The sequence below is a fragment of the Actinoplanes sp. NPDC051388 genome, assembly GCF_055586225.1.
Genome location: NZ_JBVJIP010000024.1, coordinates 112,268 through 138,088 on the forward strand (window position 1 = coordinate 112,268; position 25,821 = coordinate 138,088).

Here is a 25,821-nt window from a genome sequence, read left to right on the forward strand (position 1 = left end):
CTAGGGTCGCTGCCAGACCGAGTCGGCTGTGCTGCCACCGGCCTGGGCCACCTCGCCGGCCGGGGCCACCTCGCCGCCCTGGGCCACCTCCCCGGCCGGGACCACGTCGGCGGCTACCTCGCCGGTGACCAGCGGGGCTGGGCCCCGGGCCAGCCGGGCCCGGTTCGCGAGCTCGTCGGCCAGTGCCCAGGCCTCGTGCAGGTCGCGGTCGCGGGCCACCCCGGCCCGGCCGCCGGCCGTGTCGGCATAGACCGTGGCCAGCCCGAGGCGGCGCTGGAACGGGCCCTGCAGCACCCGCACGCTCTGCAGCCGCGCATAGGGCACCAGGGACATCTCGCGGGTCAGCAGCCCCCAGCGGGTCACGAACACCTCGGGGGTCAGGCCCATCCCGAACCGGCGCAGCGCGAACGGGTGCAGCCAGCGGGCCCGGTCCGGCGGCGGGGTGGTCGGCAGCGCCATCAGGTCGACGCCGGGCAGCACGTCCCACACCAGGGCGCGGCCGGTGTCGTTGTCGCCGACCGGGAGCAGCCGGTCGGAGCGCTTGTCGTTGCCGTTCTGCGGGCCCGCATATCCCGCGATGTCCAGCCGCAGGTGCAGCCAGCGCTTGCCACGCCAGAGCAGCGGCCAGGTCACGCCGACCGACTGCACCCGGTGCAGCGGCACCACCTGGCTGCGCGTCTCCAGCAGCCCGTAGCGCACCACCAGCCGGCCGCCGGAGTCGCGCGCCAGCCGGAAGTCCCAGTCCTGCAGCACCCGGCGCACCGGCTGCAGCAGCACACCGGCCATCGCGGTGATGGTCGACGCGATGCCGATGAACGTGAACGCGTGCTCGAGCGCGAACTGCATGATCACGAACGCCACGCCGAACGGCAGCAGGAACGCTTGTGGGGTGAGCAGCTGGCTGAGCACCACGTCGTGGTTGCGCACCCGGAACAACGGGCGCTCCAGGGCGGAGGCGCCGTTCGGATGTCCGGCCACTGCCGGGCCGTTCTCCACCCCTTCGGTACGCCCGGCGAGCGAGAGCAGCCGTTCGCGGAGAGCGGCGGCGTCTCGTACCGTCAGATAGGCCAGTGGCGCCTCGGTCTTGCCGCCGCCGACCACCTCGAGCCGCAGCTCGGCCAGGCCGGTGAGCTGCGCGAGCAGCGGGCGGCGCAGCTCGACCGCCTGCAGCCGCTCGAGCGGGATGGCGCGGTTGCGCCGCCACAGCAGGCCGTCCTGGATGCGCAGCTCGCGCCCGACGACGTGGTAGCCGGTGTTCAGCCAGTTGATCAGCGAGAAGATCACCACGGCGACCGCCATCACCAGCACGACCAGCGCGAACTTCTCCAGGCCGATCTGCGCGAGCGTCTGCCAGGACAGCGCGACCACGATGATCGCCAGCGACTTGGCGCCGTGCAGCAGCGGGCTGAGCGGGTGCAGGCGTCGCCGCGGCTCCTCGGCCGGCGCTTCGACGGCCGGTGGGGCCTGCGCCTGCGGGGGTGGAGGCGGCGGCTCGGGGGTCGCGTCGGTGGCGGTCACAGGCCCTCGGCCCGGTCCTCGCCGAGTGCGGTCAGCCGGTCGCGCAGCCGGGACGCCTCGGCCGGCGCCAACCCCGGGATGCGCGCGTCACTGGCCGCCGCCGCGGTGTGCAGCTGGACCGTGGCCAGGCTGAACGCGCGTTCCAGCGGGCCGGCGGTGACGTCCACGTACTGCATCCGGGCGTACGGGACGATGGACAGCCGGCGGATCAGCAGGCCGTGCCGCACCAGCAGATCGTGCTCGCGCTCGGCGTAACCCCAGGCGCGCACCGCCCGGACCGTGATGAACGAGCGCCAGACCGCGAAGACCACCACCGCGGCCATCGCCAGCAGCCAGATCCAGTGGCCGGTCAGCATCCGGCCGACGATGAGGCCGGCCAGCAGGATGAGCACCCAGACGGCGCGGGTGATCAGCTCCACAGTGATCAGCTTGGGGGAGACCGGACGCCAGTCGACGGCGTCGGGCCAGGGTTCGAGGGGATCGATGCCGGCATGCGTCACGGCGGCGTCGGACGGCTCGGTCACGCGTCAAAGCCTAGGAGATAGCGGGGAGAAAGGCCGAACCTCTCTCAGGAACCCGCGGAGCTCGAGGAACTGCCCCAGGGATTGACGGTGATCGTCGCAGGCCAGCCACGTCTTGCGCCGCTCGGGCGTGTGCAGCTTGGGGTTGTTCCACAGCAACTGATGCTTCGCAGGCGTGCGACAGCCCTTGGAGCTGCATTGGATGTCTATCTCTTCGCCCTCGACCACCCGGGCAACACTACGCCGGTGGGAGAGACAACCTGGAGACATTGAGCGCCGGGCGACCACGGGGGAAGTCGCCCGGCGACGCCCCAAATCTTACACTCTTGATCGGTCCCGCCGTCCACCCCTGGTGGCGTGGGAGTTCCGGCGGATCGCGCAGAAAGATCGACTCCGGTGGACCAGGGCAGGAGCACCCTCGGCGCGGAAAACAGCGCCTGCCCGGACGCTCCCAGGATGCTCGTGTAAGTCTTGAGCGTCGGCACCCGCGCCGGCGCGCCCTCAGACCGCTGTGGAGGACCGGTGGCCCAGCCGACCACGCCCGAGACCGAGACCAGCACCGAGACCCGGTCCGCGCCGGTGCCACCGGCCCAGGACGCGACCCAGCTCGAGCGCGCGATGTTCGAGGTCAAGCGGGTGATCGTGGGTCAGGACCGGATGATCGAGCGGATGTTCGTGGCGCTCCTCGCGCGCGGACACTGCCTGCTCGAGGGCGTCCCCGGCGTCGCCAAGACGCTGGCCGTGGAGACCCTGGCCAAGGTGGTCGGCGGCACGTTCTCGCGGATCCAGTTCACCCCCGACCTGGTCCCGGCGGACATCGTCGGCACCCGGATCTACCGGCAGTCGAGCGAGAAGTTCGACGTCGAGCTCGGGCCGGTGTTCGTCAACTTCCTGCTCGCCGACGAGATCAACCGGGCGCCGGCCAAGGTGCAGTCCGCGCTGCTCGAGGTGATGGCCGAGCATCAGGTGTCGATCGGCGGCGAGACGCACGAGGTGCCCGACCCGTTCCTGGTGATGGCCACCCAGAACCCGATCGAGCAGGAGGGCGTCTACCCCCTGCCGGAGGCGCAGCGCGATCGGTTCCTGATGAAGATCCTGGTCGGCTACCCGACCGACGCCGAGGAGCGCGAGATCGTCTATCGGATGGGCGTCAGCGCGCCCGAGCCGCAGGCGGTCTTCACCCCGGAGGAGCTGCTCGGCCTGCAGCGCCGGGCCGACCAGGTGTTCGTGCACAATGCGCTGGTCGACTACACGGTGCGGCTGGTGCTGGCCACCCGCGCGCCGGCCCAGCACGGCATGCCCGACGTGGCCCAGCTGGTGCAATACGGCGCCAGCCCGCGCGCCTCGCTCGGCATCGTCCGGGCCACCCGGGCGCTGGCCCTGCTCCGCGGCCGGGACTACGCGCTGCCGCAGGATCTGCAGGACATCGTGCCGGACATCCTGCGGCACCGGCTGGTGCTCAGCTATGACGCGCTGGCCGACGACATCCCGGCCGACCACATCGTGGCCCGGATCATGCAGAGCGTGCCGATGCCCTCGGTGGCGTCCCGGCAGGGCTCCTCCCCGAACGGTCACCACCAGCCGATGCCGACCAGCGGGGCCCCGAGCAGCGGCATCCTCGGCAGCGGCATCCCCGGCGGCGGCATCCCCGGCCCGCACGACGGCGGTCAGCCGCAGCCGCATCAGCCGCCGCAGACGAACACCCTCTGGCCGGGTCAGCAGTGACCCAGGCCCCCGCTGACCTCCCGTCGGCCGCCGAGGGCGGCACCGCCCGGGCCGAGGCCGTGCTGTCGCGGCTGCAGCTGCTGGTGACCCGCAAACTCGACGGGCTGCTGCAGGGGGACTACGTGGGGCTGCTGCCCGGGCCGGGCAGCGAGGCGGGGGAGTCCCGGGAATACCGGGCCGGCGACGACGTGCGCCGGATGGACTGGCCAGTGACCGCGCGCACCACCACGCCGCACGTGCGGCGCACGGTGGCCGACCGCGAGCTGGAGACCTGGATGGCCATCGACCTGTCGGCCAGCCTCGACTTCGGCACCGCGCAGTGGCTCAAGCGCGACCTGGTGATCGCGGCGGCGGCGGCGATGGCGCACCTGACCGTGCGCGGCGGCAACCGGATCGGCGCGGTGGTGGGCACCGGATCCGGTCAGGTCGTCCGCGAGACCGGCCGCCGGTGGGGCCGCCGCAAGCAGGCCGAGCCCGCCGCGCCGCCGGTCGACGAGGCGCCGATCGTCCGGCTGCCCGCCCGGCCGGGGCGCAAGGAGGCGCAGGGGCTGTTGCGGGCGATCGCGCGTACGCAGATCAGGCCGGGACGCACCGATCTGGGTGAGTTGATCGACCGCCTCAACCGACCGCCGCGCCGGCGGGGTGTCGCCGTGGTGATCTCCGACTTCATGGCGCCGGTGGACTCGTGGGCGCGCCCGGTGCGGAAGCTCGGGGTGCGGCACGACGTGCTGGCCATCGAGGTGGTCGACCCGCGCGAGCTGGAGCTGCCGGACGTCGGCGTGCTCACCCTGGCCGACCCGGAGACCGGCGCCCTGCACGAGGTGCAGACCGACCCGGAGCTGCGGCGGCGTTACGCGGAGGCGGCCGGTCAGCAGCGCGGCGACATCGCGCGGGCGCTGCGGGCGGCCGGTGCGGCACACTTGCGGTTGCGCACCGATACAGACTGGTTGCTGGACACGGTCCGATTCGTCGCCGCCCAGCGGCACGCACGCACCCGGGGGACCACACGATGATCAGATTCCTCCAGCCGTGGTGGCTGCTCGCGCTCTTCCCGGTGCTCGCGGTCGCCGGCGCCTATGTCTGGCGGCAGTTCCGCAAGCGGTCCTACGCGATGAAGTTCACCAACGTCGACCTGCTGCGCAGCCTCGCGCCGCGCGGCCTGGGCTGGCGCCGGCACGCGGCCGCGGGCGCCTTCCTGCTCAGCCTGGCGGCCCTGGGCACGGCGATGGCCCGGCCCTCGGTCGACCGCGAGCAGCCGCTGGAACGCGCCACCGTGATGCTGGCGATCGACGTGTCGCTCTCGATGGAGGCCGACGACGTCCTGCCGAACCGGATCGAGGCGGCGCAGGAGGCGGCCAAGCAGTTCGTGCAGGAGCTGCCGCCGACCTACAACCTGGGCCTGGTCTCCTTCGCCAAGGCGGCGAACGTGCTGGTGTCGCCGACCAAGGACCGGTCCGCGGTGATCGCCGGCATCGACGGGCTGACGCTGGCCGAGGCGACCGCCACCGGCGAGGCCGTCTTCACCGCGCTGGACGCGATCCGCACGGTGCCGTCGGACGGCGCGGACGGCGCCCCGCCGGCCCGGATCGTGCTGCTGTCGGACGGCTACCGCACCTCCGGCCGCTCGGTGGAGGACGCCGCGGCCGCCGCGCTCGCCGCGAACGTGCCGGTGTCGACGATCGCCTTCGGCACCGACACCGGCGTGGTCGACATCCGCGGAGCGCTGCAGCGGGTGCCGGTGGACCGGCTGTCGCTGCAGCAGCTTGCGGAGACGACGAAGGGCTACTTCTACGAGGCCGCCTCGGTCACCGAGCTGAAACAGGTCTATGAGGACATGGGCAGCTCGATCGGCCATCGGGTGGAGCCGCGCGAGGTGACCCAGTGGTATGCCGGGGCGGCGCTGCTCTTCGGACTCGTCGCAGCCGGGATGAGTCTGTTGTGGACATCCCGGCTGCCCTAGGCCTTGGTTTGTCGGTTGTTCCGTGTTTGTCAGTTGTTTCCGTGCACGAGCAGGAAGACGACGACCACCCAGGCGGCGGCCATGGTGAACGTGAGAGGCGCGACGAAACGGCTCATTTGACGTACCTTCCGGTGGGTTGAGCTCTCGGAAAGCGCGCACGTCATGTCGCGGCCGGCACCCCGAACCCCGTGGTCGCGGCGCACACGACCGCACCGGCCACGGCTCTGCCGTCGGCGCGGTGGGGGAAGGGCGGAAGTCAGGTCAGCGGTCAGACACTCAGCGGTCAGACACGCTGACGAGCGGCCCGGCCACGACTGGGAGGATCGCTATCTCGCACAGCGATCACCTCCGTCGGTCGTGGTCTTCTTCAGGGCCGTGCAGGAGCCTACCGCTTAAGGACGATTTAAGGCGACCGGGTCGCCGTGTCGTCCACCACGCCACCCGGATCAGGGCGGTCAGGGCGAGCGCGAGAAATGGTAGCCAGGCGATGCGCGCGATGATCCACTGGGGTCCGATCGGGGCGGTGAGCAGGCCCGGAACCGGTCCGGACCAGATCGCGGCGGCACCCGCGACAACGGTGACGAAGACACTCTGGTGGGCCAGGTAGATCGGCAGCGCCGCCCGATTGAGTGACCCCACGATCGAGCCCTTTGCTCTGCTTCCTCTGAGGAAGCGGAGCGTGTGGCGCGAGCCCTTTGCTCTGCTTCCTCTGGGGGAGCGGGACGTGTCGGGTGAGCGCTTTGCTCTGCTTCCCGAGAGGGAGCGGGACGTGTCGGGTGAGCGCTTTGCTCTGCTTCCCCAGAGGGAGCGGGACGTGTCGGGTGAGCGCTTTGCTCTGCTTCCCCAGAGGGAGCGGGACGTGTCGGGCGAGTGCTTTGCTCTGCTTCCCCAGAGGGAGCGGAGCGTGTGGCGCAAGCGCTTTGCTCTGCTTCCTCTGGGGAAGCAGGGCTTGTCGCGGAGAAGTAGAAAGACGCCGATCTGGGCGCACGCCAGGGCGATCGCGAACAGGGACGGCGGGGAAAGGTTGGAACGGCCGTCGCCGGGGACGCCGACCGCGGACGCGGGGTAATCGAGGACCTGGACCAGGACGACGAGGGCGGCGATGCCGCCGACGAGGAGACCGGCCGCGGGCAGAGATCGGCGGCCGGCCGGGGTTGAGTGGTCCGGGGTTGAGTGGTCCGGGGTTGAGCGGGCCAGGGCGACGCCCAGGATCCACGGGACCGACCAGGCGGCGATGACCGCGATCCAGGAGGGGATCAGGCCCGCGTCGGACAGGGCGACCACGACCACCGCGGGCGCGGCGGCCACGAACGGCCCGGCGCGGTCCACGGCACGGGACAGCACGCCGGTGGCGGCTTTCAAGGCCAGATACGGCAGCAGGAACCAGAGCGGGCTGAGGACCAGTACCGCGATGGTGCGCCGCGTGCTGTCCGGGAGGCCGGCCGCACTGGCCACCACCAGAACGACCGTCCAACCGCCGAGCAGGAGGACCAGAGGGCGGGCGAGCTTCGTCGCGGCGCGCGGCCATCGCGGTCGCCTCGTCGCCTCCCGCGGCCGGTTGTCTGCCGATCGCCGGGAGCTGGGCAGGCCGGCCGCGAAACCACCGGTGAAGAAGAACAACCCGAGCGTTTGCAGGAACCACGAGATCGGCGTGAATACCGGCATCGTGCCCAGTGGGCTGGCCTGCCGCCAGCCGCCGCCACCGTCCAGCACCAGCCCGGTCACCAGCCAGTGCCCACCGACCACCCCGATGATCGCCACCGCCCGCGCGACGTCGATGCTCCGATCCCGCCCGGCCCCTCTGCTCTGAGCGACTGTGGGCAGCACCGCCGCGCTCATGACGCCTGGCCCGTGGGCCGCGGGCGAGACGGCGTCGCGAGCGAGACGGGGGTCGCGGGCGAGCCGGGGTCGCGGGCAAGACGAGGGTCGGGGGCGAGCCGGGGCCGCGGGCGAGCCGGCGTCGCGGGCGGGGCGGGGTTGGTCCGAGCTTGGGTCTGCTCGGCGGGCGTGTGAGCAGCATCGGCCCGGCCCAGGACCACGTCGGTGACGGCGGCCAGGGTGGCCGACTCGGGGACCAGGTAGTAGTCGTGGCCGGCCACGCCGTCGGTCGGGAGGGTGCGGGCGCCGAACGCCGGGTCGGACGGTCGCCGGCCGTGGCCCAGGTCGAAGAGCCGGACCTGCGGGATGCGGCGGATCCAGTCGGCCGGGGCCAGCGCCGACCACACCCGCGCCCCGCCGAGGTCGGACGCCTGGCCGGCGCCGATGCCGGGCGCGCCCATCGTCACCACGTCGTGCACCATCGGCAGCCGCGGCGCGGCCAGGCCGGCCACGATCGCGCCGTAGCTGTGCGCGACCAGCGTGACCGACGCGCCGGGGCGCGCAGCCTGCAGCGCCTCGACGAACGCGACCAGGCGGTCCGCGCCGTCCCGGGCCCGCTGCTCGCGGATCGACGCCAGGCCGATGCCCTCGGGAGTGTCGTAGCCCAGCCAGGCCACCACGGCGACGTGGGCCGCGCGGTCGGTGGCCCGCAGCTTCCAGTAGACCGAGCGGGCCTGCACGGCGGGCGCGCGCCGGGAGATGCCGCCCAGGCCGCGGTCGAAGTCGCGCAGCGTGGTGTCCACCCCGGGGATCAGCACCACCACGTGGTCCGCGGCGGCCAGGTCGCCGACCACCTCGGCCGCGGTGCCGTCGCCGCTCGCGTCGAAGGCGAGGAACTTGCGGCCGGACGCGGCCCAGGTGGCGTACATCCCGCCGGCCCGGCGCATGGCGTCCGCGGCGTCGCGATAGGACAACGACGCGCCCGGATCCGGTGCCGGGGCGGTCTGCAGTGCCGAACCGGGGAGCGCCAGCGTGAGCAGGGCCGCCGTGCTGAGCAGGATTCTCGTTCGCATGGGCCGCAGAGTGCGGTCGCGAACACCCCCGTCTCGTCACACCGCGGTGCGCTCTTCGGGGTCACCCCACGGTGCTACTCGCCGACGGCCACCAGACCACACTCGTACGCGAAGACGACCGCCTGCGCCCGGTCCCGCAGCCCGAGTTTGGCCAGGATCCGTCCGATGTGGGTCTTCACCGTCTGCTCGGCCACCACCAGTTCGGCGGTGATCTCCTGATTGGACCGGCCGCGGGCGATCAGCCGCAGCACCTCGGTCTCGCGGGGCGTCAGCGCGTTCAGCGCGGTGGGCCGGGGACGGTCGGTGCTGGGCCGGGCCGCGAACTCCGCGATCAGCCGGCGCGTCACGGCGGGGGCGAGCAGCGCGTCGCCGGCCGCCACCACGCGCACCGCCTGCACCAGGTCGGCGGCCGGCGCGTCCTTGAGCAGGAATCCGCTGGCGCCGGCGCGCAGTGCCTCGTACACGTAGTCGTCCAGGTCGAAGGTGGTCAGGATGAGCACCCGCGGGCCGCTCTCGTCGCCCGCGGGGCGACCGCCGAGCAGCCGCCGGGTCGCCTCCAGACCGTCCATCCTGGGCATCCGCACGTCCATCAGCACCACGTCGGGCGCCAGCTCGCGGGCGCGGGTGACGGCCACCGCGCCGTCCTCCGCGTCGCCCACCACCACGATGTCGGGCTGCGCGGCCAGCAACGCGCCGAAGCCCTGCCGCACCATCGCCTGGTCGTCGGCGATCAGCACCTTGATCATTCCTGCGGATCCCCTCCATAGGGCAGGCTCGCCTCGACCCGGAAGCCGCCGGCGCCGTCCGGGCCCGCCGTGAGCGTGCCGGCGAGCAGCTCGGCCCGCTCGCGCATGCCCATCAAACCGTGCCCGCCCACCCCCGGCTCCACCGGCGCGTCCCCCGCCGTCGCGTTGCGCACCACCAGATCCAGCCGGTCGTCGCGGGCGCGGGCCTCGATCCGCACCGGGCCGTCCGGCGCGTGCCGGGCCGCGTTCGCCAGGGCTTCCTGCACGATTCGGTACGCCGCCAGCTGCACCGGCTCGGGCACCCCGTCGAGGTCGGTCGCCTCGAGCGACACCTCGATGCCCGCCCGCTGTGCCTTGCCGATCAGCGCGGGCAGCTCGTCCAGGCCCGGCTGCGGCGCCTTGAGCGCCTGCTCGTCGTCGGCCCGCAGCACCCCGAGCAGCCGCCGCATGTCGGAGAGCGCGGCCCGCGCCGAGGTCGCGATCGAGGCCAGCTCCTGCCGCGCGGGCTCGGACAGCCCGGTCACCCGATAGGGCGCGGTTTCGGCCTGCACCGCGATCATCGACATGTGGTGCGCCACCACGTCGTGCATCTCCCGGGCGATCCGGGTGCGCTCCTCGAGCACCGTGCGCCGGGCCCGTTCGAGCTCGGTGAGCTCGGCCTGCTCGGCCAGCGCGCGCCGGCCCTGCCGCCGCCGGGCCACGACGTCGCCGAGTATCGCGACCACCACCAGCAGCACCGCGACGCCGGTCGCGTTGGCCTGGTCGGCGTAGACGAACGGCACCCAGATGTTCAGGGCGGTCAGCCAGATCGTCACGGAGGTGTCCTCGGTGAACGCGACCAGGACCAGCACGACCAGGAAGCAGACGATCTGCACCGGCGACCAGGGCCACGACTCGGTGGGGCCGGCGTAGGCCGGGCCGAAGAAGAGCATCACGTACGCGATCCGCCAGCCCACCAACGGCCGGCGCACCCCGAACACCACCGGCAGCACGACCCCGATCGACAGCAGGAGCGACATCCACAGGTCCAGGTCGCGGTTCTCCTGCAGGTAGACGTTGTTGGCCAGCGCCATCGCGACCAGGATCAGGATGCCGGGGCCCACCGCGTACCGAAGGAGAATGTTCTTCGGGGTGGGGATGCGGGTCGCGGGGCCGATGAAGAGGCGGCGCAGCGGCCCCACGGCGTCGCGTGCGGTCAGCGGGCCGCTAGTCTCCATTCCCAGCAGGTTACGGCGATGACGCGAGCACGTCGTGACACCGTGGTCCGGTCCCGGAACTCATACCGGGGTATGACGCGAAGGAGAGTCCGTTGGCCCGCACCGTGTTGGTGACCGGTGGCAATCGCGGCATCGGCCTGGCCATCGCGCAGGCTTTCGTCAAGCAGGGCGACCGGGTGGCGATCACGCACCGCGGCTCCGGCGCGCCGGACGGCATGCTCGGGGTGCGCTGCGACATCACCGACAGCTCCGCCGTGGACGCCGCGTTCAGCACCGTCGAGGCCGAGCTCGGGCCGGTGGAGGTGCTGGTCGCGAACGCCGGCATCACCGACGACACGCTGCTGCTGCGGATGACCGACGAGCAGTTCGAGCGGGTCGTCGACACCAACCTGACCGGCGCCTTCCGCTGCGCGAAGCGGGCCTCCGGCAAGATGCTGCGGGCCAAGTGGGGCCGGATGATCTTCATTTCCTCGGTGGTCGGGCTCTACGGCGGCCCGGGCCAGGTGAACTACGCGGCGAGCAAGGCCGGCCTGGTCGGCGTGGCCCGCTCGATCACCCGCGAGCTGGGCACCCGCAACATCACGGCGAACGTGGTGGCGCCCGGCTTCATCGACACCGAGATGACCGACGTGCTGCCCGAGGCGCGCAAGGCGGAGATCCTCAAGGCGATCCCGGCCGGTCGGCTGGCGCACCCGGACGAGGTGGCCGCGGCGGTGACCTGGCTGGCCGGCGACGCGGCGGGCTATATCTCCGGCGCGGTGATCCCGGTCGACGGCGGCCTCGGCATGGGACATTGATCCGCAGAATCGACCTTGGAGGGTTCAGTTGTCCGGTTTGCTGGAGGGTAAGCGCCTGCTGATCACGGGTGTGATCACGGATGCCTCGATCGCGTTCTCCGCCGCGAAGATCGCGCAGGAGGCCGGCGCCACCGTGGTGCTCACCGGGTTCGGCCGGATGTCGCTGGTCGAGCGGATCGCGAAGCGGCTGCCCGAGACCGCACCGGTGATCGAGCTCGACGTGACCAGCGAGGAGCACCTGGCGGCGCTGCCGGCCAAGGTGCGCGAGCACGTGGACGGCCTGGACGGCGTGGTGCACTCGATCGCCTTCGGTCCGCAGAGCGTGCTGGGAGGCGAGTTCCTGAACGCCGGCTGGGACGACGTGGCCAAGGCGCTGCAGGTGTCGACGTTCTCGTACAAGTCGCTGGCCACGGCCTGCCTGCCGCTGATGGGGCGGGGTGGCAGCGTGGTCGGTCTGACCTTCGACGCGACCAAGGCCTGGCCGGTCTACGACTGGATGGGCGTCGCCAAGGCCGGGCTCGAGTCGGCGTCGCGTTACCTGGCGCTGCACCTGGGCAAGCAGGGCATCCGCAGCAACCTGGTGTCGGCCGGCCCGCTGCGCACCATGGCGGCGAAGTCGATCCCGGGCTTCGAGCAGTTCGAGGACGCCTGGGCCGAGCGCGCGCCGATGGGCTGGGACCTGGAGGACAAGGAGCCGGCCGCGAAGGCGATCTGTGCTCTGCTGTCCGACTGGTTCCCGGCCACCACCGGCGAGATCGTGCACGTCGACGGGGGATACCACGCCCTGGGAGCATGATCGTCCGGTTGCGGAGATCGTCGGACCGGTGGGCGTGCGGGTAAAAGTCTGACTTGTGAGGATTCTTCGGGAAAGAGGAATCCTCCGCTTTCGCCTGACTTACCTTCGCGTCGTGGTCAATAGGCGTTTCACCCCCGGAAACCCTCCCGCCGTGCGCAGGACCGCGGCCGCGGTCGTGGTCCTGGTCGCCGTCACCCTGACCGGACCACCGGTCGCGGCCTACGCGGCGGCGGGCACGATCACCACCCGCGGCCAGGGCCTGCGCGCGGACATCAACCTGCTCTCCGGCGGCATCCCGCTGAGCGCGTCGACGCCCGCCGCCAGCTGGCAGACCGGCGGCGCCGCGGTCACCCGGAACACCGCGGCGGTCAACCTCGGTGTGCCGATCCTCGCGCCGACCGTGCCGATCACCGGCGCGATCACCGGCGCGATCACCGTCGAGGCGCAGTCCGCGACCGGCGGCGGGCAGGCGTCCGCCGAGGTGCTCGGGCTGAACGTGCTGAACACCGGCACGCTGGGCGCGGCCGCGATCAACTCGAGCTGCTCGATGACCGGCGCCGGGATCACCGGCAACACCGACGTGGCCAACCTCGAGGTCGCCGGGCAGACCGTCAACCCGGCGGTGAACACCGACATCGGCGTGCAGGGCGTGCTCTCCGGCACGGTCGATCATGAGCTCGCCACCTGGGACCAGAACACCGGGCGGCTCACGTACACCGTGCGTGGTCTTGATCTGGCCCTGGCCGGCGGTCTCTCCGTGGTCGCGGACGGCACCGTGATCGTCGCCGAGTCGGTGTGTTCCGGCATCGTGCGGCTGGGCTCGGTCACCCCCGGCCCGAAGTCGATCGTCCCGGGCGACTCGGCCACCCCGACGGTGACCGTCACCAACACCGGCGACATCGCGGCGCCGAACACGGTGATCACCATCCCGGCGCCGCCGACCGGCTACACGCTCGGCGCGGTGACCACCACCGGCGGCGGTGAATGCACCTCGACCACCACCCGGATCCGCTGCTCCGGCGTGACCGTGCCCGGCGCCGGCAGCGTCACCGTCTCGCTGCCGGTCACCGTGAACAGCTCGGCGCTGAGCGCGGCGAACTGGGCGCCGGGCGGCGCCGCGATCACCGCGCGGAGCACGCCGATCGCCTCCGCGGCCGGCACCATCATCGACGTCGACGGCGGCGGCACCCTGGTCACCGTGCTCGCGCCGCAGAGCACCGGCGGCACCGTCACGATCACCCCGATGTCGCTCGCGGCCGGCACGAACGCCACCGGCACGGTCACCCCGATGTCGCTCAGGGCCGGCACGAACGCCACCGGCACGGTCACCGTGGCCGACCAGGGCCCGTCCGGCGCGATCACGACGGTCGCCGTGCCGATCGGCAACCGCCACTCCGGGCTGTCGGTGCCGTCCGCGACCGTGGCCGGCAACGCCCGCACCGTCGGCGCCGACACCATCAACTCCGCGGTGGCGCACGTCACGGTGGCCGCGGCGGGCGACGATGACGACCCGGACCCGACGCCCACCCCGGTGCCGACCACGCCCACCGACAATTCGAACACCGGCGGGAACGGCGGCGACAACCTGCCGCGCACCGGCAACAACGTGTTCTCGTTGCTGGTCTTCTCGATCCTGCTGATCGCGGTCGGTGTGGCGATCCGGCTGGTGGCCCGCAACCGGCCCCGGCCCGAGCCGCTGGGCACCCTCTGAAACGAGGCCCGGCCAGCAGGGGGAGGATGGCTGGGTGGTCTATGACGCATTCGTGCTGCTCTCCTTCGGGGGACCCGAGCACCCCGACGATGTGATGCCGTTCCTGCGCAACGTGACGCGCGGGCGCGGCGTGCCCGAGGAACGCCTCCTCGAGGTGGCCGAGCACTACCACCATTTCGGCGGGGTGAGCCCGATCAACCAGCAGTGCCGTGAGCTGCTGGCCGCGGTGCAGGCGGACTTCGCCGCGCACGGGGTGGGGCTGCCCGCCTATTGGGGCAACCGGAACTGGCAGCCGATGCTGGCGGACACCGTGGCCCGGATGCGGGACGACGGGGTCGAGCACGCGCTCGGGTTCGCGACCAGCGCATACGGCGGATATTCGTCCTGCAAGCAATATTGGGAGGACATCGCCGCGGCCCGGGCGCACGTCGGGCCGGGGGCGCCACAGATCGCCAAGTTGCGGCAGTTCTGGGATCACCCCGGGTTCGTGCGGCCGCACGCCGAGGGCGTACGCATCGCTCTGGACAAGCTCGACCCGGCGCGGCGCGCGACCACCCGTCTGGTCTTCACCGCCCACTCGATTCCGGTCTCGATGGCCGAGAACGCGGGCCCCACGGGCGGCCGATACACCGCCCAGCTGCAGGAGACGGCCCGCCTGGTGCACGCGGCCGCCGCCCCCGACCTGCCGTGGGACCTGGTCTGGCAGAGTCGCTCCGGCCCGCCGCAGGTGCCGTGGCTGGAGCCGGACGTCAACGACCACCTGCGGGCGCTCGCCGACAAGGATGTGACGGACGTCGTAGTGAGCCCGATCGGCTTCGTCTCGGACCACCTCGAGGTGCTCTGGGACCTCGACAACGAGGCCCTGGAAACCGCCCGTGACCTGGGCCTGGGCTATGTTCGGGCGGGCACCCCCGGCAGCCGTCCGGAATTCGTCACGATGATCCGCGAGCTGGTCCAGGAGCGCACCGCCACCGGCTCGCAACAGCGGATGGGTACATTGCCGGTCTGGGACGTCTGTCCCGCGAACTGCTGCCCCACTCCCCAACGCAAAGGACCGAGATGACCGAGCGGCGCAAGGCCATCGAGAGCTGGCTCACCGACATGGACGGGGTGCTGGTCCACGAGGGTGTGCCGGTCCCCGGCGCGCCCGAGTTCGTCAAGCGGCTCAAGGAGTCCGGCAAGCCCTTCCTGATCCTCACCAACAACTCGATCTACACCCAGCGCGACCTCGCGGCCCGGCTCGGCCGGATGGGCTTCGACGTGCCCGAGGAGTCGATCTGGACGGCCGCGCTGGCCACCGCCCAGTTCCTCGCCGACCAGCGGCCGGGCGGCACGGCCTATGTGATCGGCGAGGCCGGCCTGACCACGGCGATGCACGCGGCGGGTTATGTGCTCACCGAGTTCGACCCGGACTACGTGGTGCTGGGCGAGACCCGCACCTACAGCTTCGAGGCGATCACCAAGGCGATCCGGCTGATCGACGGCGGCGCCCGCTTCATCTGCACCAACCCGGACGCGACCGGCCCGTCCAACGAGGGCGCGCTGCCGGCCGCCGGGTCGGTGGCCGCGATGATCTCCAAGGCGACCGGCGTGGAGCCCTATTTCGTGGGCAAGCCCAACCCGATGATGATGCGCTCGGCGCTGAACGTCATCAAGGGCCACTCGGAGACCACCGCGATGATCGGCGACCGGATGGACACCGACGTGCTGTGCGGCCTGGAGGCGGGGCTGGAGACCATCCTGGTGCTGACCGGGATCAGCACCGAGGCGGAGAGCGAGCGATACCCGTACCGGCCGTCCCGGGTGATCGCCAGCGTCGCCGACCTCATCGACGAGGTCTGATCGCTACGGATTGACGGTGATGGTCAGCGCGCGGTCGGCGTTGCGGGGCACGAAGTCGGTGTAGCGCACCGTGAACGCGGCCTCGCCGTCACTCGCCGGGGTGCCGGAGATCAGGCCGGTGCGAGAGAGCGTGAGCCCGGCCGGCAGCGCGCCGCCCGCCACCTTCCAGCCGCCGGCCACGCTGGCCGAGTGCGTCAGCTGCGCGTGATAGGCCACCCCGGCGGTCGCGTCCGGCAGCCCGGCCGTGGAGACCGTGGCGGCGGTCGGCGGCGTCGCGGTGAAGAGCAGACGGTTCGGCGACTTGCGGCCGGCGTTGCGCATCCGGTTGGCGGTGGCGCCCGAGTTCAGCCGCGCGGACACCTGCGCCGGGGTCAGCGTGGGCGTGGCGGCGAGCAGCATGGCGGCGGCGCCGGCCACGTGCGGGCTGGCCATCGAGGTGCCGCTGAGCATCGCCAGGGCGTCCCGGCCGCCCTTGAAAGCCGAGACGATGCTCACGCCGGGCGCGAACAGGTCCAGGCAGCGCCCGTAGTTCGAGAAGGACGCCCGGTAGTCGCTGGCGTTGGTGGCGCCCACCGTGATCGCGGCCGGCACCCGGGCCGGGCTGGACGTGCAGGCGTCCACGCCGTCGTTGCCGGCCGCCACCGTGTACGTGACCCCGGACGCGATCGACCGCTTGACCGCCGCGTCCAGGCTCGCGCTGGCCTCGCCGCCCAGGCTCATGTTCGCCACCGCCGGCTTGATCGCGTGGGCGGTCACCCAGTTCACGCCGGCGACCACGTCGGACATCCACCCGCTGCCGTCACAGCCGAGCACCTTGACCCCGACCAGCTGCACGCCCTTGGCCACCCCGTACGTGCGCCCGCCGATGGTCGCCGCGACGTGCGTGCCGTGCCCGTCGCAGTCCGTCGCGGGCTTTCCCGTGCGGTAGCTGAACCCGCTGACCGCCCGGCCGCCGAACTCGTCGTGGGCCATGTTGATGCCGGTGTCGATCACATAGGCGTGCACCGCCGACGCCGAGCTCAGCGGCGTGTAGGTGCGCGACAGCGTCTTGCTGTGCTGGTCGATCCGGTCCAGGTTCCACCGCGGGTTCCGCTGGGTGTCGCTGACCCGCACGATCCGGTCCTTCTCCACGATGGCCACCAGCGGATTCCCGGCCAGCCGCCCGGCCTCCCGCGCCGTCAGCCGGGCGGTGAAGGACGACGAGGCGCCGCCGAGCTCGGCCTCGACCTTGTCGCCGACCAGCGCCTGCGCGGTCGCGCCGAGCGGGCCTACCGGCCACACCGAGACGATGTAGCGGCTCGTCGGCTGGGTGGCGGCCTGCGCCGGGACGGCCGCGGCGCCGGCGCCGACGAGGGCGGCCAGCAGCGCGGTCGTGGTGCGGCGGAACAGGAGGTGGGTCGTCATGGGCGTAGGCAACCTTCACCGATCGTGGGATCTTGGTTCACCCACCATCGGATCGGGTCGCCCCGAATCCATGTTTTCCGAGGTAGCGGCTCAGTTGCGGGACTCGGCGAACCACCGGTTGGCGACCTCGGTGTGCAACGGGAAGGCGAGCTCGGCCGGTGCGGCGAGGACCTCCACCGCGGCGGTCTCGGCGTTGCTGAAGGCGGAGAACTGTGACAGCGGGGGCAGGACGCCGAAGATCAGGATCACGTCCGTCGCACTCGACGTGGCGAAGTGGCGGACCGAGGAGGCCTCGCGCACGATTCCGGTCTCCTCGACGAGCTCGCGTACCAGAGCCTGCTGCCAGGTCTCGCCCACCTCGATGAAGCCTCCCGGCAGGGCCAGCCGGCCGATCGCCGGGGGAATCCCGCGCCGCACCACCAGCAGGCCGGCGCCGACCGGCTGCACCGCGACCGCCACCGGCGTGGGATTGCGATAGCTGATCTCGCCGCACGCCGCGCAGTGCCGCGGCCATGGCTGGCCGGGCGTGAACCGCGCGCCGCAGAACGTGCAGTGCGCGAAGCGGTCAGGCATGCAGCGGCGAGTTGCAGGCCGCGACCAGTGCCTGCCGGCAGGCCGCGGTGAGCGGGCGCAGCGCGGCATCCCGCTGCTGGGCCTCGTAGGTGTTGACCGCGCCGCCGGGCGCATTGTGCTCGGCCAGCGTCAGCACCTGGTCGAGCACGCTGGCCCGGGCGAACACCCGGCGCGCCCGCGGGTCGAAGCCGGGCGGCAGCGTCGCGGTGCTCTCCGGGCGTCGCAGCGCCTGCAGCGCGCCGGCCAGCTCGGGCCGCCACTGGGCCACGTCGAGCCGGGTCAGCTGGGCGGTGGTCTCGGTCAGCGCCTGGGTCAGCTCCTGCTCGGCCTCGGCCGCGCCGATCTGGAAGCCGGGCCGGTATTCCTCGACCGGGATCACCCGCCAGAGCACCGTCTCGAAGGTCATCCCGGAGCCGGACGTGTGCGTGCGGACCTCGGGCACCACCCCGAACTGCGGCGTCATCACGGCCTCACCGGCCAGCATCGCGGCGCCGGTCAGCGGGCCCGGGCCGGAGAGGCCGCGGGGGTCGCCCGGCGCTGGCAGGACCAGGCGGATGTCGTCCGGATGCAGTTTCGCGAAGACCGGCAGCCCCTGCGACAGCGGCACGTCCTGCCAGGTGCCGGGGGCATCGGCGACGAGGTGCTCCTCGTCGCCGGCGATCTCGTCGGCCAGCTCGTCGAACGGGACGAGCCCGGCCCGCCAGGCGCGCACCCAGGACACGAACCGGGTCGATCTGCGCGCCGTCAGGGTGGCCGCATTCGCTGCGGGGGACATGCCGTTAGGGTAGCGGAGCCGATACCGTGCCTCCCATGTATGGGGAGGACGTGCTTTCCGGTAACTGGCGTCGGCGCAAGGCGGTGCCCGAGGTGGACGCCGAGCGTGACCTGGTCGTCGAGGACGTGGACTCGGGCTTCTGCGGCGCGGTGGTCGGCTTCGAGCTCGGCGCGGTGGTGCTCGAGGACCGCAAGGGGCGGCGCCGCAACTTCCCGCTGGCGCCCGCCGCGTTCCTCCTCGAGGGCGAGGTGGTGACGCTGCGCCGGCCGGCCGCCACGACGGCGCCGGTCGCGCGCCGCACGGCATCGGGGTCGACCGCGGTCGCCGGAGTGCGCGCGCAGGTCGCCAAGGCCGGCCGGATCTGGGTCGAGGGCATCCACGACGCCGCCCTGGTCGAGCGGATCTGGGGCGACGACCTGCGGATCGAGGGCGTGGTGGTGGAGCCCCTGGACGGCATCGACGACCTCGCGGCCGCGGTGCGGTCGTTCGGCCCCGGCCTCGGACGGCGGCTCGGCGTGCTGGTCGACCACCTGGTGCCGGGTTCCAAGGAGAGCCGCATCGTCGCCGCCGTCACCGACCCGGACGTGCTGGTCACCGGCCACCCGTATGTGGACATCTGGCAGGCGGTGAAGCCGGAGCGGGTGGGCCTGCGCGCCTGGCCGGTGATCCCGCCCGGCCGGCCTTGGAAGGAGGGGGTCTGCGCGGCGGTCGGGGTGCGCGAGCCCTACGAGATGTGGCGCCGCATCCTGGCCTCGGTGAACAGTTACAAGGACGTCGAGACCCCCCTGATCAACTCGATGGAGCGACTGATCGACTTCGTCACCGTCCCCGACTGATGGCGGCCACCGCCTCGCGCAACTCGTCCGGCGTGCGGGCGGCGTAACCCAGCACCAGACCCGGCGGCCCCGGCCGATGGCGGTGCCAGGAGAGCGGCTGCACCAGCACGCCGGCCCGCGCCGCCCGCTCGGCCAGCTCGGTGTCCGGAGTGTCGCCGGGCAGCGTGACCACCAGGTGCAGCCCGGCCGCCACGCCCGCCACCCGGGCCTGCGGCAGATGCTCGCGCAGGGCGGCCAGCAGCGCGTCCCGGCGGCGGCGCTGGCGGGTGCGCACCGACCGCAGGTGCCGCTCGTAGTCGCCGCTCTCCAGCAGCCGCGCGAGCACCAGCTGCGGCACGGCCGGGTTGCCCAGGTCGCTGGCGTGCTTGGCGGCCAGCAGCGCGGGCTGCATCCGGCGCGGCGTGATCAGCCAGCCGAGGCGCATTCCCGGCGCCAGGGACTTCGAGACACTTCCGGCGTACGCCACCCGCTGCGGCGCCGAGCCCTGAAACGCGGCCACCGGCGCCCGGTCGTAGCGGTGCTCGGCGTCGTAGTCGTCCTCGATCACCAGCCCCGGCCAGTCCAGCAGCGCGCGGCGCCGGGCCGGGCTGAGCACCACGCCGGTCGGATATTGGTGCGCGGGCGTCAGCACCACCGCGTCCAGCCCGGCCAGCTCGTCCACCCGGACACCCTCGTCGTCCACCGGCACGCCGACCGGGTCGATGCCCCAGTGCGCCATCTGGTCCCGCGCGCCACGCGATCCGGGGTCCTCCATCCCGACGCCGGTCACGCCCTCGGCCGTCAGGGTCTGGGCCAGCAGGGCGAGGGCCTGCGCCACGCCGCCCACCACCAGGATGTCGTCGGGCTCGGCCCGCACCCCACGGGTACGCGCCAGCCAGCCCGCCAGCACCCGGCGCAGCGCCGGGTGCCCGCCCGGATCCCCGTAACCGAGATCGGCGCCGGTGGTCCGGTCCAGCACCGCCCGCTCGGCCCGCAGCCAGGCGGTGCGCGGGAACGCCGACAGGTCCGGCACTCCCGGCGACAGGTCGTACCGGATGCCCTCGGGTTTGGGCGGTGGCAGCCGCAGTCCCACCCCGGCCCGCCGGTCGGTGGTCGTCGCGGGCGCTGTGCGGGTGGCCGGGCCGGGCGCGCAGACCACGGTCCCGGCGCCGGTCAGCGCGCGCACCAACCCCTCGTCGAGTAGCCGCCGATAGGCCTCCACCACGCTGCCGCGGGCCACTCCGAGCTCGCCCGCGAGGGTGCGGGTGGCCGGCAGGCGGGCGCCGTCGGCGAGCCGCCCGTCCGCGATCGCGGTGCGCAGCGCATCGGTCAGCCAGGTGGTCAGCCCCTTGGCGGGCGCCGACTCCGGCCGCAGTTGCAGGAAGTCCGATCCGGGAATTGGTCCACCTCCGAGCCCATGCATTGGTCCTTCACCTGGACCATGTCCGCCACCAGCATGGACCACATGACCTCATCCCGCATCGCCCTGCCGGTCCTGGCCGGCGCCACCGGCATGGTCTGCGTGGGCGGCAGCGTCGCGGTGTCCGGCCTGCTCGCGGACGCGCCGCTGGCCACCGTGCAGTCGCTGCGCTACGCCGTCGCCTGCCTGCTGCTGCTCGGCTACGCCCGGCTGACCGGCCGCAGGTTGGCCCGCCCGCGCGGCGCCGAGTGGCTCTGGCTGCTCGGCGTCACCGCGGCCGGCCTGGTGCTCTTCAACGTCGCGCTGGTGCACGGCGCGCAGCACGCCGAACCGGCCGTGCTGGGCGTCGCGGTGGCCTGCGTGCCGATCGTGTTCGCGCTGCTCGGCCCGCTGCTGGAGGGCCGGAGCCCGGCCGCCCGGGTGGTCGCCGCGGCGATCGTGGTGACCCTCGGCGCCGCGCTGGTGCAGGGCGTCGGCCGGGCGGACGCGATCGGGGTCGGCTGGGCGGCGGTCACGTTCGCGTGCGAGGCGGGCTTCACGCTGATGGCGGTGCCGCTGCTCGGCCGGCACGGCCCGCTCGGCGTCTCGGTGCACACCACCTGGCTGGCCGCGGTGCTCTTCGGGATCGGCGGGCTCGCGCTCGACGGCCCGGCCGCGATCACCCGGCTGACCACCGCGCACCTGCTGGCCACGGCCTACCTGGCGGTGCTGGTCACCGCGGTGGCGTTCGTGCTCTGGTACACCGCGGTGGCCCGCCTCGGCTCCGGGAAGGCCGGGCTGCTCACCGGGGTGGCGCCGATCGCCGCGGCGGCAGCCGGGATGGCGCTCGGTGGGCCGCCGCCCGGGCTCGGGGTCTGGCTCGGCATCGGCCTGGTCGCGGCCGGGCTGGCGATCGGACTGACCAATCAGGCGGACAAAGCAAGAACTCCCCTGGTCAGCGCGGATCACGACGACAAACTGTATGCAACTTCCGGGTAACTGTATACAGTTCTGGGGCATGACTCATGACGCCGTGACCCTGGTCATCCCGCTGCGAAAGAAGGAGTCGATCTCGGTCGGCGACTTCTACGACTACTGGCTCAACGCCCACGTCACCCTGCCGCCCCGGTTCCCCGGGATCGCGAGCGTGTGGCTGCACGCGGTCTCCTTCGACTCCGTGCTCTTCCCGCCGATCGAGGGGGTCAGCAACCGGCCGGCCGCCGAGGACGAGTTCCACGGCGTGCCGGAGGCCACCTTCCCGACCATGGAGGACCTCGGCGCGTTCCAGGGCGCGTCCCGGGTGCAGATGGAGGACGGGATCAACTTCCTCTCCGAGCAGCTCGCCTATGTCAGCGTGGCCGGCGGCAGCGAGACCGTGGCGGACCACACCGATCCGGCGCCGGACGGCACCGACGCGCTGGTGCGGCACCTGGTCTTCCTGCGCGCCCGCCCGGAGGCGGCCGGTCAGCTGCGTGACTACGTGAGCCACGAGCTGGCCCCGGTCTGGGCCGCCGCGCCGGGCGTGCGCAAGGTCCGCCGGCACCTGTTCGAGCCGCTGGACATCACCCTGGACCACCCGGGCGTGCTGATGTTCAAGCCGCCGGAGCGCCAGTACGGCGCCTGCGTCGAGGTGGTCGTGGAGGACGCCGCCGCGCTGTCCGGCCTGCCCGGCGCCGCCCCGGAGCTGGCGCGGCACTGCGAGGCGGTGCACGCCGCCCGGGTCGAGCGGTGCGTCACCACCAAGATCGACGGCCGGATCACGCTGGCCGGGGTGCGCGGGATCGCGGTGGCCGACGTGATCCGCCGGCTGGACGCCAAGAGCCAGCGCGACGCCGACGTGAGCGTGCTGTTCCTGCCGCAAGGAGCGCCCAGCCTGGCGTGACTCTCAGGCCAGATGTGCCGGGTCGCGGCGATAGACGAAGGTCGCGATGTCCAGGGCCTCGACCGCCCCGTCGTCCGCCCGCAGCACCCGCAGGATCTCGCCGGTGTTCTCCCCGGTGCGGCCGCGCCACCGGTCCGCGCCCTCCGGCGTGAAGCGCCACGTCTCGTCCGGCACGGTCAGGCAGCGCATCACCACGGCCTCCGCCTCGGCGACCACCTCGTATTCGCGGCCCATCCACCACCAGCGCCCGGCCAGCTCGGCGGCCGGGCCGGAGGGTGGCGCGGACGGGCGCCACGGCGTCGTGGGCACCGGCTCGGCGTCCAGCACCGCGGTCAGCGCCTCCAGGCTGACCTTCCGGATGCTCCCGCCGGTCAGGCCGTAGGCGTTCGCGAACACGATGACGCCGAACCGGCTCCGGCGATGCACGGCCAGGTGCGCGACGTAACCGGGCATCGAGCCGCCGTGTCCCACATAGACCCGCTCGCCCACCCGGAAGAGCTGCGGGCCCAGGCCGTGCCCCTTGGTCCAGGACTCCAGGTCGGCGATGGCCACCGGCGTGCACATCTCATCGACCGTCTCGCGGCTGAGCACGGCCGGCGCCGGATCCGACAGGAACGCCGCCCACTTCGCCATGTCCGTCACGGTGGACCAGAGCTGCCCGGCCGGGGCCATCGCGCCGGAGTCCAGCCGCGGCTCCTCGTGCAGCGTCCCGTGCGCCTGGTCCACCACGTAACCCCGGGCGAACGGCTCGACCGGCGCATAGGTGGTGCGCTTCATGCCGAGCGGGTCGAGCACGCGCTTGCCGACCAGGGTGGCCCAGGACTCGCCGGTGACCCGCTGCAGGACGGCGCCGAGCAACCCGTACCCCAGGTTGGAGTAGTGGAACGCCCGGAAGGGCGGACCGGCCGGCTTGTCGAACGGCAGCTCGGCCAGCAGTTTGTCGACGTCGCCGCCGGTGCTGCGCTCCCACCACGGCCCGTCCGGCTCGCGCTGCATGCCGGAGACGTGCCCGAGCAGCTGGCGCAGCGTGATGCCGCCGACCGGGGTGCCCGGCAGGTGCCGGTAGAGCAGATCGTCCAGCGCGAAGTAGCCCTCGTCGCGCAGCTGCATCACCATCGTCGCGGTCAGCGTCTTGGTGATCGACCCGAGCCGGTACTGCGTCTTCGGGTCGGGCCGCGGGTGCTCGCCGGCGGCCGCGAAGTGCAGCACCGCGCGATCCCGGACGACCGCGACGACCAGGGACGGCACCCGGCCGGCGGACTGCGCGCGGGCGGCGATCTCGGTGACGCGACGGCCGGTTTCCGGCAACAGGGACACGGCGGGCCTTTCGTCGGGGATCTCCATGTGTAACTGGCACGCGCCGTTTCCGGCTACGCCTCTGTGCGTATACTCGTGCACGAGTAATCGGCGGCGGATAGGAGCCATGGTGGCGAAGCGCAAGGTCGGCAACCTGCTGGCACTGGCTCTGCTGGCGCTGCTGGTGCCGGGCCGGCCCATGCATCCGTACGAGATGGCGACCGTGCTCCGGCGCACCGGCAAGGAGCAGGGCGGCGCCGTCAAGTGGGGCTCGCTCTACACGGTGGTCGGCAACCTGCAGAAGCACGCGCTGATCGAAACGGTGGACACCGGCCGGGCCGGGCGCCGCCCCGAGCGCACGCGCTATGCGATCACCGAGGCCGGCCGGGCCGAGCTGCGCGACTGGATGCACGAGCTGGTCGCCGAGCCGGTGGTCGAGCAGGTCCGGTTCGGCGCCGCGCTGTCCGTGCTCGGCGTGCTGCCGCCGGAGGACGCCGCTGACCTGCTCCAGCTGCGACTGGCCGCGCTGGAGGCCGACCTCGAGCGCCGCCGCGCCGACCTGCGCCGGTTCACCGCCGAGGTGCCGCGGCTGTTCCTGATCGAGGACGAATACGCGCTGGCCGTCCGCGCGGCCGAGGCCGGCTGGGTCCGGTCGCTGCTGACCGAGCTGCACGACGGCACCCTGCCCGGCATGGACGGCTGGCGTGCCTGGCACGAGACCGGCGGGACCCCGCCGGGCTGGACCGCGCTCCTGACCGGGGACGCGACCGAGGGGGAGGACTGAGACAGATGCGACTGCGAGTTCCGGAGATGGAGGGCCGCACGGCCCGGTGGTACGCGAAACAGCGCGGTTCCGCGAGCCAGCGGCGCGAGTTCCGCCGGCTGGCCGAGGCGCTGGCCACCGGGCTGCCGCCGGGCGCCGACATCCTCGAGGTGGCGCCCGGCCCGGGCTACCACGCGGTCGAGCTGGCCCGGCTCGGGCACACCGTCACCGGGCTGGACATCAGCCACACCATGGTGGAGATCGCGACCGAGGTGGCCGCCGTCGCCGGGGTGACCGTGGACTTCCGGCAGGGCGACGCCACCGCGCTGCCGTTCGCCGCGGCGAGCTTCGACCTGATCGTCTGCCAGGCGGCGTTCAAGAACTTCCTCGACCCGGTGCGCGCGCTGAACGAGATGCACCGGGTGCTGCGGCCCGGCGGCCGGGCCGTGATCCAGGACCTGAACCGCGACGCGACCAGCGCGGACATCGCCGCCGAGGTGGCCGCGATGGGGCTCGGCCCGGCCAACGCGGCGGTCACCCGGCTCACCCTGCGGCAGCTCCGCAGGCGGGCCCGGCGGCCGGCCGACCTGCGTGCGCTGGCCGCCGCGAGCACCTTCGGCGGCTGCGAGATCGTCGCCGAGGGGTTGAGCCTGGAGGTGCGGTTGAGCGCCTGAGCCGATTGGGCATGACCGGGCCGACCGTCACGGGCGTAGACGTGTCACGATTCAAGTATGGAAGCAGTGCTCTGGGTCGTCCTCGCCGTCGCGCTCGCGATCGCCGAGGCGTTCACGGCGACCTTCCTCGTCATCTTCTTCGCGGTGGGCGCCCTGGCCGCCGCGGGCGCGGCCGCACTGGGCGCTCCCGTGCTGCTCCAGGCGATCGTCTTCGCGATCGTCTCGGGGCTGTCGGTCGGCGCGATCCGGCCGATCATCGTCAAGCACCAGCGGTCCGCGGCCGAGTCCGGCGAGACGCCGTTCGGTCTCGAGGCGATCGAGGGCTCCGCGGCGACCGTGCTGGAAGAGGTCGACACCGACCGGGGCATGATCAAGATCGACGGCGAGGTCTGGCAGGCCCGCACGTTCGACCACACCGAGAAATACCTGCCCGGACAGCGCGTCCGGGTGATCAAGGTCAAAGGCGCCACGGCCATCGTGTGGCGCGATGACATGCCGAACATTTAAATAAAGGGG

The 25,821-nt window shown here is 72.7% G+C and carries 25 protein-coding genes; 14 read left to right on the forward strand and 11 right to left on the reverse strand.

Annotated features, from left to right (window positions below; all coding sequences use genetic code 11):
* Both ACZ6TI_RS42015 and ACZ6TI_RS42020 read right to left on the reverse strand, forming a co-directional pair.
* Positions 1-1,518 carry a PH domain-containing protein gene (locus ACZ6TI_RS42015; protein WP_465350867.1) on the reverse strand — a complete coding sequence of 506 codons (1,518 nt, stop codon included), beginning with the start codon at positions 1,516-1,518 and terminating at the stop codon, positions 1-3.
* Positions 1,515-2,042, reverse strand: coding sequence for a PH domain-containing protein (locus tag ACZ6TI_RS42020; protein WP_465350868.1), 528 nt, complete (start codon positions 2,040-2,042; stop codon positions 1,515-1,517). The genes ACZ6TI_RS42015 and ACZ6TI_RS42020 overlap by 4 nt, the downstream gene beginning before the upstream one ends.
* A gap of 519 nt (positions 2,043-2,561) precedes the next feature.
* On the opposite strand from ACZ6TI_RS42020, the gene ACZ6TI_RS42025 reads away from it, so the two are divergent.
* Genes ACZ6TI_RS42025 through ACZ6TI_RS42035 form a run of 3 tightly spaced genes read left to right on the forward strand, consistent with a single transcriptional unit; the run spans position 2,562 to position 5,724 of the window.
* Positions 2,562-3,764 (forward strand): AAA family ATPase, encoded by a 1,203-nt coding sequence (locus tag ACZ6TI_RS42025; protein ID WP_465350869.1) that lies wholly within the window; start codon positions 2,562-2,564, stop codon positions 3,762-3,764.
* Positions 3,761-4,777: a DUF58 domain-containing protein gene (locus ACZ6TI_RS42030; RefSeq protein ID WP_465350870.1), complete on the forward strand. Its 1,017-nt coding sequence runs from the start codon at positions 3,761-3,763 to the stop codon at positions 4,775-4,777. Before ACZ6TI_RS42025 ends, ACZ6TI_RS42030 begins: the two co-directional genes overlap by 4 nt.
* Positions 4,774-5,724 (forward strand): 26S proteasome regulatory subunit RPN10, encoded by a 951-nt coding sequence (locus ACZ6TI_RS42035; RefSeq protein ID WP_465350871.1) that lies wholly within the window; start codon positions 4,774-4,776, stop codon positions 5,722-5,724. The genes ACZ6TI_RS42030 and ACZ6TI_RS42035 overlap by 4 nt, the downstream gene beginning before the upstream one ends.
* A 342-nt stretch (positions 5,725-6,066) precedes the next feature.
* Here ACZ6TI_RS42035 and ACZ6TI_RS42040 read toward each other — a convergent pair whose 3' ends face one another.
* The 4 genes from ACZ6TI_RS42040 to ACZ6TI_RS42055 all read right to left on the reverse strand — a co-directional run bounded on the left by ACZ6TI_RS42040 (position 6,067) and on the right by ACZ6TI_RS42055 (position 10,578).
* Entirely contained in the window at positions 6,067-7,563 is a 1,497-nt protein-coding gene (locus ACZ6TI_RS42040) for an acyltransferase family protein (protein WP_465350872.1), read from the reverse strand.
* A complete protein-coding gene (locus ACZ6TI_RS42045; protein WP_465350873.1) occupies positions 7,560-8,615 on the reverse strand; it encodes an alpha/beta hydrolase in 1,056 nt (351 codons plus the stop codon). Before ACZ6TI_RS42045 ends, ACZ6TI_RS42040 begins: the two co-directional genes overlap by 4 nt.
* A 74-nt stretch (positions 8,616-8,689) precedes the next feature.
* The gene (locus ACZ6TI_RS42050; protein WP_465350874.1) at positions 8,690-9,361 is read right to left on the reverse strand and encodes a response regulator; all 672 of its coding nucleotides are present in this window, start codon (positions 9,359-9,361) and stop codon (positions 8,690-8,692) included.
* Positions 9,358-10,578, reverse strand: a complete 1,221-nt coding sequence (locus ACZ6TI_RS42055) for a sensor histidine kinase (RefSeq protein ID WP_465350875.1) — start codon at positions 10,576-10,578, stop codon at positions 9,358-9,360. The genes ACZ6TI_RS42050 and ACZ6TI_RS42055 overlap by 4 nt, the downstream gene beginning before the upstream one ends.
* A 92-nt stretch (positions 10,579-10,670) precedes the next feature.
* On the opposite strand from ACZ6TI_RS42055, the gene fabG reads away from it, so the two are divergent.
* The 5 genes from fabG to ACZ6TI_RS42080 all read left to right on the forward strand — a co-directional run bounded on the left by fabG (position 10,671) and on the right by ACZ6TI_RS42080 (position 15,724).
* Entirely contained in the window at positions 10,671-11,375 is a 705-nt protein-coding gene (gene fabG, locus ACZ6TI_RS42060; RefSeq protein WP_465350876.1) for a 3-oxoacyl-ACP reductase FabG, read from the forward strand.
* Positions 11,376-11,403: 28 nt separating this feature from the next.
* Positions 11,404-12,171: an enoyl-ACP reductase FabI gene (fabI, locus tag ACZ6TI_RS42065; protein ID WP_465350877.1), complete on the forward strand. Its 768-nt coding sequence runs from the start codon at positions 11,404-11,406 to the stop codon at positions 12,169-12,171.
* Between the two features lie 151 nt (positions 12,172-12,322).
* Positions 12,323-13,882, forward strand: coding sequence for a choice-of-anchor P family protein (locus ACZ6TI_RS42070; protein ID WP_465350878.1), 1,560 nt, complete (start codon positions 12,323-12,325; stop codon positions 13,880-13,882).
* A 34-nt stretch (positions 13,883-13,916) separates the two neighbouring features.
* Positions 13,917-14,945 (forward strand): ferrochelatase, encoded by a 1,029-nt coding sequence (locus ACZ6TI_RS42075; protein ID WP_465350879.1) that lies wholly within the window; start codon positions 13,917-13,919, stop codon positions 14,943-14,945.
* Positions 14,942-15,724 (forward strand): HAD-IIA family hydrolase, encoded by a 783-nt coding sequence (locus ACZ6TI_RS42080; protein ID WP_465350880.1) that lies wholly within the window; start codon positions 14,942-14,944, stop codon positions 15,722-15,724. Before ACZ6TI_RS42075 ends, ACZ6TI_RS42080 begins: the two co-directional genes overlap by 4 nt.
* A gap of 3 nt (positions 15,725-15,727) precedes the next feature.
* Here the strand turns inward: ACZ6TI_RS42080 and ACZ6TI_RS42085 are convergent, their stop codons facing one another.
* The 3 genes from ACZ6TI_RS42085 to ACZ6TI_RS42095 form a co-directional block, all read right to left on the reverse strand.
* Complete coding sequence (locus ACZ6TI_RS42085; RefSeq protein ID WP_465350881.1) at positions 15,728-17,128, reverse strand: S8 family serine peptidase; 1,401 nt, start codon at positions 17,126-17,128, stop codon at positions 15,728-15,730.
* A gap of 90 nt (positions 17,129-17,218) precedes the next feature.
* Positions 17,219-17,701 (reverse strand): NUDIX domain-containing protein, encoded by a 483-nt coding sequence (locus ACZ6TI_RS42090; protein ID WP_465350882.1) that lies wholly within the window; start codon positions 17,699-17,701, stop codon positions 17,219-17,221.
* Positions 17,694-18,476 (reverse strand): hypothetical protein, encoded by a 783-nt coding sequence (locus tag ACZ6TI_RS42095; protein WP_465350883.1) that lies wholly within the window; start codon positions 18,474-18,476, stop codon positions 17,694-17,696. Before ACZ6TI_RS42095 ends, ACZ6TI_RS42090 begins: the two co-directional genes overlap by 8 nt.
* A 35-nt stretch (positions 18,477-18,511) precedes the next feature.
* Here ACZ6TI_RS42095 and ACZ6TI_RS42100 point away from each other — a divergent pair, with 35 nt between their 5' ends.
* Entirely contained in the window at positions 18,512-19,312 is an 801-nt protein-coding gene (locus ACZ6TI_RS42100; protein ID WP_465350884.1) for a DUF3097 domain-containing protein, read from the forward strand.
* Here the strand turns inward: ACZ6TI_RS42100 and pdxR are convergent.
* Positions 19,296-20,714, reverse strand: coding sequence for a MocR-like pyridoxine biosynthesis transcription factor PdxR (gene pdxR / locus ACZ6TI_RS42105; protein ID WP_465350885.1), 1,419 nt, complete (start codon positions 20,712-20,714; stop codon positions 19,296-19,298). The two genes, ACZ6TI_RS42100 and pdxR, sit on opposite strands and share 17 nt — an antisense overlap.
* Before the next feature lie 42 nt (positions 20,715-20,756).
* Here pdxR and ACZ6TI_RS42110 point away from each other — a divergent pair, with 42 nt between their 5' ends.
* Together ACZ6TI_RS42110 and ACZ6TI_RS42115 are read left to right on the forward strand one after the other, a co-directional pair.
* A complete protein-coding gene (locus ACZ6TI_RS42110) occupies positions 20,757-21,689 on the forward strand; it encodes a DMT family transporter (protein WP_465350886.1) in 933 nt (310 codons plus the stop codon).
* Positions 21,690-21,708: 19 nt separating this feature from the next.
* Positions 21,709-22,572 (forward strand): EthD domain-containing protein, encoded by an 864-nt coding sequence (locus tag ACZ6TI_RS42115; protein WP_465350887.1) that lies wholly within the window; start codon positions 21,709-21,711, stop codon positions 22,570-22,572.
* 3 nt (positions 22,573-22,575) lie between these two features.
* Here the strand turns inward: ACZ6TI_RS42115 and ACZ6TI_RS42120 are convergent, their stop codons facing one another.
* Positions 22,576-23,889 (reverse strand): serine hydrolase domain-containing protein, encoded by a 1,314-nt coding sequence (locus ACZ6TI_RS42120; protein ID WP_465350907.1) that lies wholly within the window; start codon positions 23,887-23,889, stop codon positions 22,576-22,578.
* Positions 23,890-23,995: 106 nt separating this feature from the next.
* On the opposite strand from ACZ6TI_RS42120, the gene ACZ6TI_RS42125 reads away from it, so the two are divergent.
* From ACZ6TI_RS42125 to ACZ6TI_RS42135, 3 genes are read left to right on the forward strand one after another with little or no spacing between them, the layout of a single operon-like run.
* Complete coding sequence (locus tag ACZ6TI_RS42125) at positions 23,996-24,652, forward strand: PadR family transcriptional regulator (protein ID WP_465350888.1); 657 nt, start codon at positions 23,996-23,998, stop codon at positions 24,650-24,652.
* A 5-nt stretch (positions 24,653-24,657) separates the two neighbouring features.
* Complete coding sequence (locus tag ACZ6TI_RS42130) at positions 24,658-25,305, forward strand: class I SAM-dependent methyltransferase (RefSeq protein WP_465350889.1); 648 nt, start codon at positions 24,658-24,660, stop codon at positions 25,303-25,305.
* 57 nt (positions 25,306-25,362) lie between these two features.
* The gene (locus ACZ6TI_RS42135; protein WP_465350890.1) at positions 25,363-25,812 is read left to right on the forward strand and encodes an NfeD family protein; all 450 of its coding nucleotides are present in this window, start codon (positions 25,363-25,365) and stop codon (positions 25,810-25,812) included.
* Positions 25,813-25,821 lie beyond the last annotated feature (9 nt).